15 protein-coding genes and 1 pseudogene are annotated in these 17493 nt (G+C 27.4%); 2 read left to right on the top strand and 14 right to left on the bottom strand.

Going from position 1 to position 17493, the window contains the following annotated elements:
- Nucleotides 1–160: 160 nt before the first annotated feature.
- The 6 genes from BM020_RS04860 to BM020_RS04835 all read right to left on the bottom strand — a co-directional run bounded on the left by BM020_RS04860 (nucleotide 161) and on the right by BM020_RS04835 (nucleotide 5435).
- Nucleotides 161–454 (bottom strand): PDGLE domain-containing protein, encoded by a 294-nt coding sequence (locus tag BM020_RS04860; RefSeq protein WP_074798423.1) that lies wholly within the window; start codon nucleotides 452–454, stop codon nucleotides 161–163.
- 11 nt (nucleotides 455–465) lie between these two features.
- On the bottom strand, nucleotides 466–1092 hold the full coding sequence (cbiM, locus tag BM020_RS04855; RefSeq protein ID WP_067145454.1) for a cobalt transporter CbiM: 627 nt from the start codon (nucleotides 1090–1092) through the stop codon (nucleotides 466–468).
- A gap of 929 nt (nucleotides 1093–2021) precedes the next feature.
- The gene (locus BM020_RS04850; RefSeq protein ID WP_067145452.1) at nucleotides 2022–2228 is read right to left on the bottom strand and encodes a hypothetical protein; all 207 of its coding nucleotides are present in this window, start codon (nucleotides 2226–2228) and stop codon (nucleotides 2022–2024) included.
- 59 nt (nucleotides 2229–2287) lie between these two features.
- Complete coding sequence (locus tag BM020_RS04845; RefSeq protein WP_200781248.1) at nucleotides 2288–2626, bottom strand: YnfA family protein; 339 nt, start codon at nucleotides 2624–2626, stop codon at nucleotides 2288–2290.
- A gap of 312 nt (nucleotides 2627–2938) precedes the next feature.
- Nucleotides 2939–4954 (bottom strand): ferrous iron transport protein B, encoded by a 2016-nt coding sequence (gene feoB / locus BM020_RS04840; protein WP_074798421.1) that lies wholly within the window; start codon nucleotides 4952–4954, stop codon nucleotides 2939–2941.
- Between the two features lie 247 nt (nucleotides 4955–5201).
- Nucleotides 5202–5435: a FeoA family protein gene (locus tag BM020_RS04835; protein WP_067145448.1), complete on the bottom strand. Its 234-nt coding sequence runs from the start codon at nucleotides 5433–5435 to the stop codon at nucleotides 5202–5204.
- 1087 nt (nucleotides 5436–6522) lie between these two features.
- Between BM020_RS04835 and BM020_RS04830 the strand changes: the two genes are divergently transcribed.
- Nucleotides 6523–6792 (top strand): DUF6110 family protein, encoded by a 270-nt coding sequence (locus BM020_RS04830; RefSeq protein WP_067145446.1) that lies wholly within the window; start codon nucleotides 6523–6525, stop codon nucleotides 6790–6792.
- Nucleotides 6793–7102: 310 nt separating this feature from the next.
- Nucleotides 7103–9271, top strand: coding sequence for a heavy metal translocating P-type ATPase (locus BM020_RS04825; RefSeq protein ID WP_067145444.1), 2169 nt, complete (start codon nucleotides 7103–7105; stop codon nucleotides 9269–9271).
- A 183-nt stretch (nucleotides 9272–9454) separates the two neighbouring features.
- Here BM020_RS04825 and BM020_RS04820 read toward each other — a convergent pair whose 3' ends face one another.
- The 8 genes and pseudogenes from BM020_RS04820 to BM020_RS09585 form a co-directional block, all read right to left on the bottom strand.
- Nucleotides 9455–10057 carry a UPF0254 family protein gene (locus tag BM020_RS04820; protein ID WP_074798420.1) on the bottom strand — a complete coding sequence of 201 codons (603 nt, stop codon included), beginning with the start codon at nucleotides 10055–10057 and terminating at the stop codon, nucleotides 9455–9457.
- A gap of 222 nt (nucleotides 10058–10279) precedes the next feature.
- Nucleotides 10280–10927, bottom strand: a complete 648-nt coding sequence (locus tag BM020_RS04815) for a ThiF family adenylyltransferase (RefSeq protein ID WP_067145440.1) — start codon at nucleotides 10925–10927, stop codon at nucleotides 10280–10282.
- Between the two features lie 111 nt (nucleotides 10928–11038).
- Nucleotides 11039–11767 carry a Nif3-like dinuclear metal center hexameric protein gene (locus BM020_RS04810; RefSeq protein WP_067145439.1) on the bottom strand — a complete coding sequence of 243 codons (729 nt, stop codon included), beginning with the start codon at nucleotides 11765–11767 and terminating at the stop codon, nucleotides 11039–11041.
- 105 nt (nucleotides 11768–11872) lie between these two features.
- Nucleotides 11873–12757: an SAM-dependent methyltransferase HcgC family protein gene (locus BM020_RS04805; protein WP_074798418.1), complete on the bottom strand. Its 885-nt coding sequence runs from the start codon at nucleotides 12755–12757 to the stop codon at nucleotides 11873–11875.
- 185 nt (nucleotides 12758–12942) lie between these two features.
- A complete protein-coding gene (locus BM020_RS04800; protein WP_067145435.1) occupies nucleotides 12943–13419 on the bottom strand; it encodes a DUF3236 domain-containing protein in 477 nt (158 codons plus the stop codon).
- A gap of 110 nt (nucleotides 13420–13529) precedes the next feature.
- Nucleotides 13530–14531 (bottom strand): 5,10-methenyltetrahydromethanopterin hydrogenase cofactor biosynthesis protein HmdB, encoded by a 1002-nt coding sequence (hmdB, locus tag BM020_RS04795; RefSeq protein WP_074798416.1) that lies wholly within the window; start codon nucleotides 14529–14531, stop codon nucleotides 13530–13532.
- 540 nt (nucleotides 14532–15071) lie between these two features.
- Nucleotides 15072–16088, bottom strand: coding sequence for a 5,10-methenyltetrahydromethanopterin hydrogenase (gene hmd, locus BM020_RS04790; protein WP_067145430.1), 1017 nt, complete (start codon nucleotides 16086–16088; stop codon nucleotides 15072–15074).
- Between the two features lie 1046 nt (nucleotides 16089–17134).
- Nucleotides 17135–17493: pseudogene (locus BM020_RS09585) on the bottom strand (hypothetical protein); the annotation flags it as partial.

The following is a 17493-nucleotide window of genomic DNA, read 5'->3' as shown; positions in this document are numbered from 1 at the left end:
GTGAATTATTTAAAATTAAAAAAACAAGAAAAATAAAATATCCAAAATTAAAAAAATAGAATAAAAAGAATAAAAAAGAAAAAAAGTAGGATAATCTTAGATTAAAATATATTAAAATATAATTAACCTAAGATTATTTTGAATGAAGAAATATATAAGTTTATTCAGACTTTTTTAATGCATAACCTATACCTAAACCAAGAGCCAGTGTTATCAGACCGCCGAATATTAAAACACCGATTTCACCTAATTTGTCTAAAGGTTCATAGCTATAGTCTGGAAATGGTGACTCAATTACTGCAGATTCAAGATCTTCGCCAACTGCAGCATCTTCAGCAGATTTTTCTAGCCCGTCAGGATCACCAGATGCAATATAAGGAGATAATACTGCTAATGCAATACAAAATATAATTCCTATTACAATTAAATATTTATCACTTTGACTTAATTCCATATTCTCACCATCTAATCTCTGTTCCATGCCAATAAATCTGGTCTGAATTTTTCAAGGGCATAGATAACAATTACAGTTAATACTCCTTCAATTATACCGATAAACGCATGGTAAAGTGCCATAGAAGCAATTCCTACAGTCAATGGGAAAGTTCCTGCAATAGCCATTTCAATAGCTGCAACAACTGCTGCAACTAAAGTCGCAAGCCATGCTGCTAAAAATACAGAAGGATATTTTCCAAGAATTCCATTTAATCCCTTGTAGGTGAAAAGACCAGTAAATCCTCCAACAATAGCCATGTTAAATACATTTGCACCTAAAGCAGTAATTCCACCATCTCCAAAGAATAAAGCTTGTATAAGTAATACTGCAGTAAATACAAGAATAGCAGCTTCAGGAGCCATAAATACTATAGCAACTAATGCTCCACCAACCATGTGTCCACTTGTACCAAATGGAATTGGTATATTCATAGACATGATTGCAAAAATACCTGCAGCTAAAACTGCAAGTAAAGGTATACGTTTTTCATCAAGATTTTCTCTTGCCCATTTTCCTGAGAAGTATAATGCAACAATTAAAATTACATAATAGATTGCACATTGAGCAAGAGGTATAAAACCATCAGGTATATGCATATTATTTTTCCTCCAATTTTAGTTTTGAATAAATAAATCACACTATAAAAGTTTACTTTTAAAAATACTAATAAAAATATTAAAATTATTATGAATTATTATAAATTATTATTAAAAGTTAATACTGATTATTACTTTAAAAAAATCAACAACAATAATTCTAATAATTAATATATAAAAAGTAATACTTTTTTAATATAATCCCTAATTAAAGTAATAATTTAGTAATACGTATTAAGAATCCAATTATAGATTAAGTATTACTATAAAGTGATATATTCCTTTATTTGACAATTAAATAGAATAAAATATAGTAATTCTCATTTAAAACAAATAAACAATAATATTTATATAAGGAACATTTATAAATCTTTCTTTTGTATTACTAATAAATAAAATTCAATTAAAAAAGTAATACTTTTTTCCAGTAATAAAAAATTAAAACTTTTTATTAATGATTCATTTGCTTTAAAAAGCAATGAATAAAGATAAAAATAAAAAAACAAAAAAGTATTTAAAAATAAAATAAAAATAAAATAAAAATTAAATTAATATAAAAAAAATAAAATAAAACAAAAGATTATTCTTAAAAATAAGCTTAATGAAGAAATAAAAAATAAAAAATTAATAAAAAATTAGAGAAAAAGAGATAAAAAATCTTTAAATAAGCATTTAAATATCATATAATTCTTATTTTCATAAATATTGATTGAAATTAGAATCATCAAAATATGATTACAGTTAAACACAATGAAAGATAAAATATAATGATATAAGCATTCATTAATTAAAATGAGTAATATGGCCAATTTTTAAATAAAAAAACAATAATGAAATCTGAAAATATGATAAAAAATATAATAAAAATATTGAATGAAAATTAATAACAATAAATAAAAATAATAAAATAAAAAAATTGAGAAAAATTATTATTTTCCTCTTGCTTTTCTAGCTTTATAAGCCTTTATTTTAGCTTGAAGTCTGCTGATATAATCAAATTCTTTTTCATAGGACAAATCATTTTTATATCCGCATCTTGGACATTCTGCTTTATTACATCCTTTACAACCACTACAACTAGAACAAAGCCCTTCAGATAAGGGATCAAACTCATAGCCACACATTCTACATTGCATGATATCACCTCACTAAACTGATTCTTTAAATAAATATAATTCTTTAAACAAATAATAAGTTATGCAATAGCTCTTGGCCAATACATAATCACAAATACTCCAATTAATGCAATAGATGCACCAATTATATCAAGCTGATCAGGCAGAATATTATCTATTTTCCAGCCCCATAAAAGGGACAGCACTATAAATACTCCTCCATAAGCCGCATAAGTTTTACCAAATGTAGCTGGTTGGAATGTTGGAACAATACCATAAAGGATTAGAATAATTCCACCTAAAATAGCAAATTCTATTCCCTTAGCTTCTCTTATGTATAACCAAATTAAGTATCCCCCACCGATTTCAAAAAAGCCGGCAATAATAAAAAATATAATAGATTTTAATGTATCAATCATATAAAGACCTAATCAATCTATAAACTTTAATCAAATTCTCATTTCCTAATAAGACCTAATCAACCTATAAACTTTAATCAATTTCTCATTTCCTAATAAGACCTAATCAACCTATGAACCTTAATCAATTTCTCATTTCCTAATAAGACCTAATCAACCTATGAACCTTAATCAATTTCTTTATTTCATTTAATAATCTGAAATCCATATATTTTTAAAATTATAGTGATAAATCTAAAAAAACAGATAAATATAATCTAATATTAAATCAAATAAAGAAAAAAAAATAAAAAATTAGGAAAGGTTAAAGATTTAACCGAATCCTAAAGCTAATCCAACCATGTAAATAAAGAAACTAACGATATATGCAGTAACTAAAGTAACTCCACACATCATCAATGGATATTTGTATCCGCCAGTTTCTTCTTTGATTGCCCCAATTGCTGCAAAACAAGGAATATAAAGCAATACGAATACCATAAATACAAAAGCTGTAAGTGGAGTAAAAATACCTTGCATTGCAGCGGCTATTCCGGCTCCTTCCTCGGCCACTCCGAAGAGTGAGCTGAAAGTACTTACTACAACCTCTTTAGCAACAAGACCAAATACAAGTGCTACAGCAGGTTGCCATTCACCAAATCCAAGAGGAGCAAATACAGGAGCAGCTACTTTACCTACGCTACCGATTAAACTTTGTTCAGATCCATACTCTACTCCAGCTGGGAAGTAACTTAAAATCCAAATAACGATAGCTGCTAGAAGAATAATGGTACCTGCTTTTTTAATGAATCCCCAAGACTTCTCAAGGGTGTGCATTAATATACCTCTAATGGTAGGTAATTTATAGTCTGGCAATTCCATAACAAATGGAGCTTCCATTTCCTTAAATACAGTTTTTCTTAAGATGAATGCAACAATCATTGCTACAAGAATACCAATCCAGTATAAAGATGTAATAACTAGCCCTTGATTTGCACTAAAGAATACACCTACCAACATTACATATACAGGTAATCTTGCAGAGCAAGACATGAATGGTATAATCATCATGGTGATTAATCTATCTTTTTCATTTTCCATCGCTCTGGTTGCCATAATACCAGGTATTCCACAACCAAATCCTAAAAGCATCGGAATAAATGCTTTACCATGTAATCCAACAAATTTATGCATGATTCTATCAATGACAAATGCTGCCCTTGCTAAGTAACCACAGTCTTCAAGGAAACTGATGATTAAAAACAGCATCATAATTTGAGGTACAAATTCCAGTACCCCTCCCACTCCTCCGATAAGACCATCTACGAGGAATGAAGATAGCATAGTCTCCCCAAGTGTTGCAATTATCCATTCACCAATCATTTCAAATAATCCTGCAACAAAGTCCTGTAATGGGCCAACTTGATTTGCAACAATATCAAACATTAAATACATGATAATAACGAATATTGGTAAACCTAATATTCTGTTTGTAAGGATCCTATCAATCTTTTCACTCATAGTTGCTTTTGCAGAAGCAGGTTTAGTAAGAGATTCTTTTAACAAGCCTTCAATAAATGCATATCTTGCATTTGCAATTACTTCTTCACTACCTTCTCCAAAAATACCTTTTAAGTGATCTTTAACTTTTTGAGATTCATTTACAATATTGTTTCTCTTTGAAGACCCTTCAATTTTCTCCTCAACAATCTCATCATTTTCAAGTAATTTAATTGCAGTCCAGGATGAAGGAACATCAAGTAAATTTTTATCCTCCTCTATAACAGCTTGAAGTTCAGTGAGATGTTCTTTAAGTTCACTATGATAAACTAACTTTTTAGAAGAATCCACTGGATTTAGAGCTGCTTGTTCAATAGTTTTGAGTAATTCTTCTTTACCTATATCACTATTTGCTTCAATTTCAACTACAGGAACTCCTAATAATTCAGAAAGCTTAGTTGCATCAATAGTATACCCTTTATCTTGGGCATACTTATTCATGTTTAAAGCTATTACTAAATTAGCCCCAAGCTCCATCATCTGAACAGTAAGATACAGGTTTCTTTCAATATTCGCTGCATCTATAATGTTCACAATTACATCAGAGTCTTCATCTACTATAAAGTCCCTTGATACAATTTCTTCAATTGAATGAGCACTTAAAGCATAGTTACCAGGTAAATCTATTACTTCAACTTCATTGTCACTATGTTTATAATGACCTTTCGCTTGTGCTACGGTTTTACCAGGCCAATTACCTACATGTTGATTCAAACCAGTTAAAGTATTGAATAAAGTGGTTTTACCTACATTAGGGTTACCTGCTAGACCTATTTTAAGATTTGCCATGTTTATACCTTTAAAATTTTGTTTAAATAAATTTTAAATGAGTTAAATAAAATTTAATTAAAAGTTATTTGATTAAAAATCCATAATTAAAAATTTGTAAAAGTTATTTAATAAGAAATCTCTAATTAAAAACTTGTAAAAGTTATTTAATTAGAAATCTATAATTAAAAACTTGTAAAAGCTATTTAATAAGAAATCTATAATTAAAAACTTGTAAAATCATTATATCATATAATAAAAATGAAAATTATACATCTATGTCAATATTTTTCGCTTCTTTTTTTCTAAGACATACAGAGTATCCTTTTACTTTAATTTGCATAGGATCTCCAAGAGGTGCTACTTTTTCTACTATTACATCTGCACCTTTAACAAAACCCATACCGAGTAAATGTCTTTTTAACTCTAAGTCACCACCAGAACCATAAGAATTTAAGATTCCTGATTCTCCAGATTTAAGTTCACTTAATTTTTTTATCATTTATATAACCTCTCAAGAAATTTTTATAAAATAATTATCTGATAAATTGTAGATAAACTATAAAATAGGTAAATCTAACTAATAAATTGTAGATAGACTATCTTAAACCATTAGACTATCTTAAACTATCTAAACTAACTATTCCATCTAAATAAAATATAGATATTTATCAAAGAATAGTAGGTTTTTAACTAATAAGTAGGAAATTTAGGCACACCTAAAACTATTTCGCCATAATCTTCATATTTTGAGGTATTTGTAGTTTAATTAAAATTTTTAAAATTTAGTTTTAAAAATGGGGATATTTTTAAAATTAATTACATTGGTTTTTAAAAATATTTTTGGATTGTTAATTAAAATGAAAATAAAAAGACTACCATGGATAGATTAATTAGGCATGCCTAAAACCTAATACTATTTTAGTCTTCATAATATATAAAGTTTAGGTTTACCTAATGATAAATAGATTCAATAGCATTTCTTTTTAAAAAAATGAAAAAATTAGCAATATGATAAAAAGGTGAAAATATAAAAATATTTAAAAAAAATAAAATTAAAAGAAAAAAAGCAAATTTCAAAGCCATGCGAAACTAAGATAAGATTGAAACAGCAAACATTTTAAGAGCAACCAAATAAAATCTGCCATTAACTAAATTTAAATCAGATATAACTAAATAATTAAACTTTATTTTCAATATAAATGATAAATAAATTGTAGCATTGATATAATAATAGATATATAAAAATAATTGCTTCAAATTGAGATAAATCTTGTAGGGATTGAAAAATAAAAAATTTATAAGTTATTCCTAAAAAAATACAGTAGTATAAACATTTATCCTTTAGGTAAACCTAAAGACTTAAATAAAATTAATTCAAAAAATATTATTAATCCTAATAGTTGGAAAAAATTTCTAATTCTAGCTATCATAGAATTAAAAAAAAATATTATATTAATTCCAAACAGGAATAAAAAATATTATATTAATTCCATTATTTAGGAATAGGAAAATATTACATTAATTCCAAACAGGAATAAAAAATATTATATCCATTATTTTAGGAATAAAATTAAAAAGGTGAAAAAATGCACAGAAATATTGTAAGAAAAATGATAGAACATAAACATGCTTTAATTTTTGTTGGTGGAGTTGCAACTGCAATTGTTGGTAAAAAAATCTTGGAATCTCAAACTACTAAAGATTATGCTACAAAAGGTATGGCAAAAGTATTAACCTGTAAAGGTGAACTTGAAGAATCTATACAAGATATTAAAGACAATGCAGAAGACATTTACACCGATGCAAAATCCTCTAAAAAAGAAGCAGTATGTGTTGATGTAAGTTCTGAAGAATAAATACTGTCCATATTAGGTTCTTGAGAATAAATATTAGTCCTATTAAGTTCTTAGGAATAAATATTATCTATAATGTTATTTATATTAGGTTCTTGAGAATAAATATTATCCATATTTATTCAATTTTTTATTTTTACAAATTTTATACCAACAAATTTACAAATATTTTTTAAATTTAATTTTAATATTCTATTTTTATTTATAATTTAGAGGATTTATAATATTTTATTAATAAAAAAATATATTTTGTAACTAATATTGATAACCCTGATTTACGATTATTAAGCATGATTTACAATTATTGATAGCCATGATTTACGATATAGTTTATGATAAGGGTACTCGTTTAAGAGTACGTGCAGGTAAAGAAGCATTTACCAAAGAAGAAAGCTATGGCTTAACTGAAACATTACTAGAATATGATTTCATAGATGCAGTTTGCATTTCACATAGAAATGGAAGTATATTAATTTACTATAAGGCTTCTAGTAAAAGAGAAGAAATTCTTAATATCTTAAACAGAATAAGTCAAGCAGATCTTTATGAAACTAAAGCAACTGATAAAACTACTTTAAAAGAACTATCAGATGATTTCTTCTTAAGATTAGCTAAGCATATCCTTAAAAGATATTTATTTAAAGTAATTTTACCAATTCCATTTAGAAAAATAATAATGTTCTATCATGCAGCAGGATATATACTTAGAGGGCTTGACAGCTTAACAAGTTTTCGTGTGGATGTCCAGCTTCTTGATGGAACTGCCATAGCTGCATCATTAGTTAGAAGAAACTTCAAATCTGTAGCTTCAATGATGTTCTTACTATCTATCTCAGATATGTTAGAAGATTATACTATACAAAAAACTAAAAGTACATTAAAAAGTAGTTTAGCATTAAACATTGATAGTGTATGGCTAGTTGAAGAAGATGGTGAAGGAAATGAAGTTGAAAGGCAATCCCCACTATCTGAAATTAAAAAAGGAGATAAAATAAGAATAAGAACAGGTGCAATCATTCCTATTGATGGAGTTATTAGATATGGGGATGCCATGATCAATGAAGCATCAATGACTGGAGAATCATTGGCAGTACATAAAGTTGAAGGAAAAGCTGTACATGCAGGAACAGTAGTTGAAGAAGGATCAGTAGTTATTGAAGTGCATTCTGTTAATGATGAAACTAGATTAAATAAGATTATCGATATGATTGAAGATTCAGAAGAATTAAAAGCAGGTATTCAAAGTAAAGCAGAAAAACTAGCAGATTCAATTGTCCCTTACAGCTTACTTGCAACTGCAATCACATACTTACTTACTAGAAATACTACAAAAGCATTGGCGGTATTGATGGTAGACTTTTCATGTGCAATTAAATTGACCACTCCAATTTCAGTTATATCTGCAATGAAAGAAGCTTCAGACAATAGGATGATGGTAAAAGGTGGAAAACACCTGGAAGCATATGCTAATGCAGATACCATAGTATTTGATAAAACAGGCACTTTAACTAATGCCCATCCAGTTTTAGAAAAGGTTATTCCCTGTGGAAAATATGAAAGAGATGAAGTGCTACGAATTGCAGCATGTATTGAAGAGCATTTTGCCCACAGCGTAGCAACAGCTATTGTAAAACAAGCTGAAAAAGAGGGTTTACACCATGAAGAGCTTCACAGCGAAGTAGAGTACATTGTTGCACATGGGATTTCAACTACTTATGATGGCAAAAAGGCAATCATCGGAAGTAGACACTTTGTAGAAGAAGATGAAGGAATCAAATTCACTAAAAAGCAGGAAAAAATTATTGAAGAAAATGTAGATGAATATTCAGTAATCTATCTTGCAATTGGTAAAAAACTTCAAGGAATCCTATGTATTGCAGACCCTCTAAGAGATGAAGCCCATGATGTAATTAGCCAACTTAAAGAGTTAGGGATTACTAATATAGTTATGTTAACAGGAGACAGTGAAAATGCCGCAAATAAAATAGCTAATGATTTAGATATTACAAGGTATAAATCACAGGTTCTTCCTGAAGATAAAGCAAGCATCATAGAAGAAATTAAAGAAGAAGGACATCAAGTAATCATGGTTGGTGATGGAATTAACGACTCTCCAGCACTGTCTACTGCTGATGTTTCAGTAGCTATGAGAAATTCATCAGATATTGCAAGAGAAGTTGCAGACATCTCTTTACTTTCAGATGATTTACATGATTTAGTAACCCTTAGAAACTTATCAACCGGAATGATTGATAAAATCAATGCTAACTATAGAGATATTGTAATGTTTAATGGGTCTTTAATTGGACTAGGATTACTTGGACTTATTTCACCAACTACAAGTTCATCATTACACAATTTATCTACTATGATATTTGGCCTGAGAAGCACTAGAACTGTTCTAGATGAAAAAAAGCAAATTGCTATTAATAGAGAGGCAGTTAATAATGATGATGCACTAATTGGTGAGCCTGCAAAGTAAACAAAGATTTATGCAAACATCATAGAACTAAATTTAAACAAAGATTTATGTAAATATTATAGATAAATTCTATAAATTTACATTTTTTAATTTAATAATTTTATTAAATTTACTAAATTTACTAATTTTACTATTTTTACTATTTTTATTATTATAATAATTTATCATTTTTTAATCAAAATATTATTTATAATATATTTTAACATTGCTCATATCTTTAATTTTATCCAGATTATCATTTAGATAATAAATTAATATTTTTAAAGTTTTCTCTATACCACTCTTTTGGCGATTGTACAAATTATTAGAATTAGGTTTAATTAAATTAGCATTAACATCAGAGCTTGTGCTAATAATCATATCATCATCTACAATAGCCATAGCACCATAGCCAATTCCTGCAGTTGTACCTATTCCTATATCTGCATTTGATATTTTTTTAACAGCTTCTGCCATCAGTATAGACATTTCAATATCCCCAATGTCATCATAAACTTTAATCCCATCGATTAACTTTAAAGGCTCTAAAGGATTTTCAATTTTTAAAATAGATTTTACAGCATCTAAAGTAGGTATGAATAAACCACATGTAACACTTAAATCTCTTAAATCAAAAATAGAACATTTATTTTCTAATATTGCATCTTTTAAACAATCCTTTTGACTAGTATTAACTAAATTTAAATAGGAAGATGCAAAATTATCCTCATAACCTTGAGCAAAAGCATGTATTTCACGAGCTAAAATCCCATGAGTAAAACATTCTGCAGTAGCAATAGTAACCATATAAACACCTTTAAGTAGAAGAAAATTAAATAAAATGACTTTATATATAAAAATATCAAGATTCCAATTAAATGACTTTGAATCTATAAAAAAAATATCAAGATTCCAATTAAATGACTTTGAATCTATAAAAAAAATATCAAGATTCCAATTAAATGACTTTGAATCTATAAAAAAAATATCAAGATTCCAATTAAATGACTTTGAATCTATAAAAAAATATCAAGATTCCCTATTTTTTTCAATCAATAATTTTAAAGTTTCTCTTGTAATGACATTAGCGATATTATCTAAAACACAAGAAGTGATTGGAATTGAATCACGAATAAATTTATTAGTAGTTACAATCAAATGATTTTCTACAATCCCCTCTTTTCTTAATTCTTCAATAGCTGGATTTGAATCATCAAATTCAGAAATATCCCCTATGATAATTTCTTCATCCCCAATGCCAAAAATTCCAGCGGTTCCTATTGTTTTAGAACCATTTTCATGTGCTTTTTTAATAATATCTGCAGCAGTAGGTATGGTATTGCCTCCAGCTATTTCAATAACAACCACATCACCAGTGATTAAGTCCAAATTATCTTTAGAGATATACTCATTAATAGAAATAACCTCTCTAAAATCTTTTGAATGAGTAGAAATTTCCTTTAAAAAGTCAGCCTTATAGCTTCCTAATTTAGCGCCATACAATAAAAAAATTATATCAGACCCTGAGATCTTCTGACCATCAAAAACAGTGATTTTGGAAGGACCTCCCCTATGAACTTGTATAAGATTAATGCCAGTTCTTAAGCCTAATCTACCAAAGCCTACTAAATCTATACTTCCTTTTGGAATTAAACTATTTTCCATCTCTTGAATCATTCTATCAAACCATTATCCATAAAATCTATAGTTAATATAAATCAAAAAATTTAAAAATTATATATAAATAAAAAAATTTAAAACTTAATATAAACAAAAGAAATTAAAAAACTAGAACTCCGCAGAGATATATCTCCACGGAATGCCAGTATCAATCAGTTCTACAGGAACATCAATCTTTTCATTATTTTCAATTAATTCTTTCAAGGCAAACAATCCAGGAATCTCTATAATATGATGTGAAACATCTACTAAAGTAAGCCCTAACTTTCTAGCTAAAATTGCATTTGAATGGTTTAAATCTCCAGATAAAAATGCATCAACAGATCTATCTTTAGCTAATTTAATAAATTCTTTATTGCTTAAACCAAAACCTGAAACAATAGCTATCTTTCTAAGAATTTTATTAAAGTTTCCATCACTAACAAGTCTAAGATTCTCAGGACCAAATTTATAAGAAACCAAAGTTAAAAATTCATCTAATGTCTTAGCTGAAGAGCAAATCCTACCTATACCTGTTTGCTTATGAAAAATAGAAATAGGTTTTAAACCTAAATAATAAGCTAAAGCATCATTAGAGCCTCCTCCAATTATGTCCCAATTAGAATGAACAACATATGTAGGAGTTTTTGGCATGAATAATGGAGGATGATGAGAAATAACTAAATCCTCCTTATTAAATTTTAAATCATCCTCAGGTAATAAATCCATTACGATTTTAATATTTTTAATATCCAAATTATCAAAATTCTTTCCAAAATAGCCAATTTTATCATTTTTCAATGCGAATTTGCGAGGTATCATCTCATCTATAATATTAAAAATATCATTTGCATACATATTATCACCTAATTAAATATCAGTTGCATAGCCATTATCACCTAATTAAAAATATCAGTTGCATACCTACTATCACCTAATTAAATATCAGTTGCATAGCCATTATCATCTAATTAAGATTTCTGAATAAATTTCATCGATAAACTTTTCAATGAAATCATCACAGTCAAAAGGTAGGATAGTTGAAACTTTAATAACTGGAGATTCAATTAACTTTAAGAATTTATTTAAGTCCTTTTCTTTAAAGATAATCTCTTCAAAAAATGTCATTTCAAAAGAACAATAAAGAACACCATCTTTAGTTAATATCTTATTCATTGATTGTCTTAAAATATCTAATGCCAAAGTCATAGTTCCAGAAGTTTTTGTATTTAATCCTTTAGTTTTAAGAACAAATCGATAATAGGACTTAACTAAATTAACTCGACTGTATATATTGTTTTTATTTTTTAAAAAAGGATCATTTTCTTCAGCTATAGGATCTTCAATTAAAAATACCTTTGTATGAATAGATTCAGACTGATCTTCATTTATTCCACCTAAACCAGTTGTATCAACTACAACATCAGCATTTTTTATTAAATCTAAATCTGATGAAAACTTTATATCATATTTAAATTCAGATTCTTTAAGCTTGCTTTCCCCTTTAGGTTTAATGAAATTTCCATTTTCATCTTTGAAATTTATAGGATCTCCTAATTTAGAATTTATTAAACCCTCTAAATGAGGATAAATATCAACGATAGTTATGTCCTTAAAATTAGCATTTGATAAATATTTTGCAATAGCTATTCCTGTAAAATAAGTGCCAATAATTACAATCGAACTTTCTTTACCAATTATTTCTTTATTTGTTAAGCTATCAAATAAATCAAGTACAGCACTTGCTTTTTTATCTAAAATTAAATTAAAGATATCTATTAATTTAATATTTGATTTTACTGTAAAAACCTCTAAACTTATTCCAGTGTCATAGTCTTGATTGTTCATCTAAATCATTCAAAGAAATTATTTTAAAAATAAAAAACCCATATTTCCTATTTAAACAGAAAAAAAACTCACATTCCCCATTTAAATAATAAAAAACCCATATTTCCTATTTAAACAATAAAAAACTCACATTTCCCATTTAAATAATAAAAAACCCATATTTCCTATTTAAACAGAAAAAAAATTCACATTTCCTCTTTAAACCCAACTTTTTTTAATGCATCTAAAGTTTCTCTATAAACTGTTTTTTCTAATGATTGCTTATGAATAATATGGGAAGGAGAGGATGCCGCAGTTAGAATTCTAGATTTATTATCCATAAAAACTAAAAAAGAGCCAGAACCAGGGATTCCTAAACGACCTCTTGCAATAACCAAATCAGCATCTGATTGATCTATAGCTATTTTAGCCTTTGAAATAGCAGGAGTTCTACTAAAATCTGCATAATTAGTATTTACATCTAAATGCTCTGCAGGAGGAATCTTAAATCTTTTAAGAACTTCATTAATAACTTCTACTTTAATCCCATTTTTATTTGGAACTACAATCTTTGCATTTCTAATATAATTCTGAATTTCCTTAATCTCTTCTTCTGTATCTCCCTTACGGCTACCTTCATAAGATTGAATAGAAGCCTTTTTAATGCTTTCTTCAAAGGCCATTTTATCACCAAATAATAGTAAAATAATGATGTCATATCTAATACAAATAATGCATTTAAAATCTTTTTAAAATAAATTACACTTAAAATCTTTTTATAAATTAAGAATGCTTAAGCATGAAGTTGAACTTCAAGGCCTAGATCTTCAACTACTGAAATAACCTCATCTAAATTGCCATAATCTGGAGATCCCACTCCTTTAACAAATAATGGATAGTCTTCAGGAATAACAGTTGCTAAATTATTTGCTCCGGCAATTAAAGGAAGTTCAACATTTTTAGGACCAATAGTTGGTGTTGGAACAGTAATTCTAATATGGGGATAGATAATTCTTGTAATAGCTATTGTTTTTAATTGCTCTTCAATTGAGCAGGGAGGATAACTTTCCATTGGAGTATTTACATAAGGATTAAAGCCCATTATTGGGATTTCTTCCAAGCTATCAAAAGCTCTTAAAAACAATAAATGATTAACCCTATCTTCATAAGACTCCCCAATGCCTATCAATAAGCCAGAAGATAGGCCAACACCTCTATCAGATACCATTTTACATATATTGATACGATTAAATAATTTCTCACCAGGTTTGACAAAATTAAAAATCTCTTCATTAATCGTTTCTAAATTACAACAAATTGTATCAACATTATATTTTTTTAATTCATCTATTGCATCTTGAGTTAAGTCAGCACCTACATTAACTAATATTTCCAGTGAAGTTTCTCCTTTTACAATCTTTGTAGCATTAATTGCTTGTTTACCCCTGTAACCATGTCCTCCAGAGCAACTTATTCTTGGAATGCCTGATTTCTCAACACAGATTGCAACATCACGTATTTCATCATCAGATCTATAGAAAGCATCATAATATCCAATAGATGAAGTTTTAGCAGCAAAACCACAGTATTTACATCTTGGTTGAACTTGACATTTATTTGTAAGATGAATGGTAGATGTTAATTTAATCATATCAGAGCATTCATTACGAATGTCTGAAGCAATTTTATATAGTTTTTTTAAATTTTCATCATCATCTATTTCAAACAATTGAATCAGTTCATTTTTACTTAATTTTTCTCTATTTTTAGCCTTTTCTAAGATAGCTTCTATCAAGTTAACACCTTAACTACTTATAATTAAAATTAAATGATTAATAATAATTAGATTAATATTTTAGATTTTAGAAATTTTACAAAATATATAATCGGATTAGATTAAAAATATTAATCCTATTAGATCAAAAATATTAATCTGATTACATCAAAGATAATTATAAAAATAATAAAAATTTATGAATAAAGAATAATATAACTACCTCATTTTTTAAAAAAATAATTATAAAAAGCAAGCTTTAAATAATATATTAAAAATTTTAAAAAATATAACAATAAATAAATAATAACATTAATAAATATTGAATTATTAGATAATTTGTTATTATAATTTATCCATGAATTTAAATGAATCAAATTTTCCTCATGAATTAAATAATAGCTTATTATTTAATAGAAACACTAAAGAATTAAATTAATAGCATTAAACCTAAAACTCATAAAAAAGGTTAATGCCTTAAATTTAATTTCTTTAGTTTTGGTAGCTAAAATTATTCTTCAAGTGCTATTTCAACCATTATAACTTATAAAGTTATAAAGCTTATTTTGACCTTTTCTCTAAAGATTCCAATACAGTAGGTACAATTTCAGATAAAGGACCAAAGTTCATTGAGTCTGCAGTACCTAATAATGCACCAGGATTTAAAGCATCATCCATTTTGTCGATACCTTCATTTTGCATTAATGCCACTACATTAGTCAATGCTTCATTAGCCATACTTTGTGCAAATCCTGCTGGTGCACCTAAGATTTGGGTTACAGTGTCTCTGTAAGATAAGATACCTGCATAAGTAATAGCAGTTACTGCAGAACACATATCACATACCGGACCTACCATGTTTGCAGGTAGTGTGAATGCGGAGCCTCTTGCTTTTAGACCTAATTCCATTAAAGTATCAATAGATGCCTGATCAGCAAAACCTTCTGCAATGTATACTTGACCTTTCATTTCAGGTACTGCACCTGGGTGGTAAGAAGCTACATTTACATTTTTACCTAAATCTTCAAAGATCTTGTTTAAGCCTGGAGTTGGAATGGTACATGCATGGGTTACAATTGCACCCTCTTTAATAGAGTCTACGAATTTTTCAATGATAGCTGGTTGCATACCTCCTTCAGGTAACCAAGTCATAATCCAATCTGCATCAGCTACTGCTTCACAATCATCAGTAGTTACTTTCATTCCCAAATCTTCAGGGTGGGTAAAGTGAATTGCACCATTGGATGGTTTAGGAATAGTTTCAGCTAATTCCCCTACTTTTGCTCTGATTGCAGGCATTACATCTTCCGGATTTCCTGCTTTGTGTGCAGCGATTACTTCTGCATAATCAAAGTCATCTACAACAGTAAATTCTCCATCAAATACCGGATCAGATACAACTATTTCATCTACTCCAGCTAATTCTAAAAGTTCTGCACCCATTTCAATAGTGGAATGAGTCATTGCAATGTTTTCTTTTCCACTTATCTCTGCAACTTCACAAGCTCTAGAAAAATTTGTAATACCACTAGCTGCATGAGTTCTATAACAGCCAGCACCTAAAATTGCTACTTTCATTTTTAAATCTCCTTTATATTATACCACCTTGTTAAAAAAATATATAAAAAGTTTAAAAAAATAAAGATAGTTAAAATATTAGAAATTCTAACTAATTCAAAATTCTTAAATCATTTATATACATTTTTACTTAGAAAATTTTATTACAATATTGTATAACTTAAGCTATAGAATAATGGAGTTGAGCTTTAATTAAGTTTTAGGCAATATATGAAATTATAAATCATGATCTCTTAAAGCTTTAATCAGCTTTATAATCTCTTAAAGCCTTAAACAGCTTTATAATCCCTTAAAATTTTAATCACCATATAATTTTTTAAAGCCTTAATCAGCTTTATAACCCTTTGAAGCTTGATAAATTCCATTAAAAAGCTTTTAAATTACTAAGTTAAACTAAGCAAGTAATACAAAAACGAATTTTTTAACAACCTAGTAATACTAATTAACAAAGTAGTAATAATAAATTTATTGTAATACATATTTATAATTATTTATTACTTATTGAGCCATATGAAACTAGAAGTAATACTCGAAAAATTATATTAAAAAATTAATCCCATATAATTATTGAAATCATTTATAGACACTTAAAAAATCTTTTTTTAATATTTTTTGACATTTAAATTTTTGGCTTTGTTTAAATCTTATTTTATAATTAATTGGTATTGGTTTATGAATGTAAACATTAGGTGTGATATTGATATTTTTCTAGCTTTTTTGCTTCTTTTCTAAATAGCTGTATAATATGCAAGTAAATCTGGAAATAATTCTAAAAGTAATAGTATTCACACATTTTTTGTATAAGATTTTACTTAAAAAACAAAGCTTATTTAAATCATGAAATATATGTTTTTTAAAGTATTTCTGCAAAAATCAGGAACTTTAGATTAATTGTAAAAATGAATTTAAGCTAATTTAAAATCTTTTTAAAGATAAATAGGGTTTTTAAGTGAATAGAATTTAAATAAAGCTATTATTGTTTAAAAAAATAGATTTAATTTTAAAAAATAAGGAAAAAAAGATAAGGGTTTGCCTCTTATCTTTTTTTATTTAATTCTTATTGTGTTTTTTATTTTTGCTTTACCGTATTGTGTGTAAATCCTGTGTTTGCCTTTTCTTAGGTATTTGATTTTTAGTGTTGCAATTCCGTTTTTATTTGTTTTGATTTTATATTTTTTTCCATCAAATCTAAATATTATTCTCTTTTTAGCTCGTGGTTCTCCTTTAGTGTTTACCAGCTTAACATAGAATTTGATTCTCTTTCCTTTTTTCATTACAATAGTTTTAACAGTCAATACAGGTTTAACAGTGATTTTATTCTTTTTGATAAATTTACCGTATTCTGTTGTTATTGTATACTTTTTGGCTCTTGGTTTCAGTGATATTTTTAAGCTTGCATAACCAT

The sequence above is a fragment of the Methanobrevibacter olleyae genome, assembly GCF_900114585.1.
GTDB lineage: Archaea > Methanobacteriota > Methanobacteria > Methanobacteriales > Methanobacteriaceae > Methanobrevibacter > Methanobrevibacter olleyae.
The sequence above is the reverse complement of the archived record's forward strand: the minus strand, read 5'-3'. Positions and strand labels throughout refer to the sequence as shown.

What these genes read in the sequence shown, in the direction of transcription:
- feoB (WP_074798421.1), bottom strand. Translation starts at nt 4,954, where the DNA reads ATGGCAAATCTTAAAATAGGTCTAGCAGGTAACCCTAATGTAGGTAAA.
- BM020_RS04825 (WP_067145444.1), top strand. Translation starts at nt 7,103, where the DNA reads ATGATTTACGATATAGTTTATGATAAGGGTACTCGTTTAAGAGTACGT.
- BM020_RS04860 (WP_074798423.1), bottom strand. Translation starts at nt 454, where the DNA reads ATGGAATTAAGTCAAAGTGATAAATATTTAATTGTAATAGGAATTATA.
- BM020_RS04810 (WP_067145439.1), bottom strand. Translation starts at nt 11,767, where the DNA reads ATGTATGCAAATGATATTTTTAATATTATAGATGAGATGATACCTCGC.
- BM020_RS04835 (WP_067145448.1), bottom strand. Translation starts at nt 5,435, where the DNA reads ATGATAAAAAAATTAAGTGAACTTAAATCTGGAGAATCAGGAATCTTA.
- BM020_RS04830 (WP_067145446.1), top strand. Translation starts at nt 6,523, where the DNA reads ATGCACAGAAATATTGTAAGAAAAATGATAGAACATAAACATGCTTTA.
- hmd (WP_067145430.1), bottom strand. Translation starts at nt 16,088, where the DNA reads ATGAAAGTAGCAATTTTAGGTGCTGGCTGTTATAGAACTCATGCAGCT.
- BM020_RS04800 (WP_067145435.1), bottom strand. Translation starts at nt 13,419, where the DNA reads ATGGCCTTTGAAGAAAGCATTAAAAAGGCTTCTATTCAATCTTATGAA.
- BM020_RS04850 (WP_067145452.1), bottom strand. Translation starts at nt 2,228, where the DNA reads ATGCAATGTAGAATGTGTGGCTATGAGTTTGATCCCTTATCTGAAGGG.
- BM020_RS04845 (WP_200781248.1), bottom strand. Translation starts at nt 2,626, where the DNA reads ATGATTGATACATTAAAATCTATTATATTTTTTATTATTGCCGGCTTT.
- BM020_RS04820 (WP_074798420.1), bottom strand. Translation starts at nt 10,057, where the DNA reads ATGGTTACTATTGCTACTGCAGAATGTTTTACTCATGGGATTTTAGCT.
- BM020_RS04805 (WP_074798418.1), bottom strand. Translation starts at nt 12,757, where the DNA reads ATGAACAATCAAGACTATGACACTGGAATAAGTTTAGAGGTTTTTACA.
- cbiM (WP_067145454.1), bottom strand. Translation starts at nt 1,092, where the DNA reads ATGCATATACCTGATGGTTTTATACCTCTTGCTCAATGTGCAATCTAT.
- BM020_RS04815 (WP_067145440.1), bottom strand. Translation starts at nt 10,927, where the DNA reads ATGATTCAAGAGATGGAAAATAGTTTAATTCCAAAAGGAAGTATAGAT.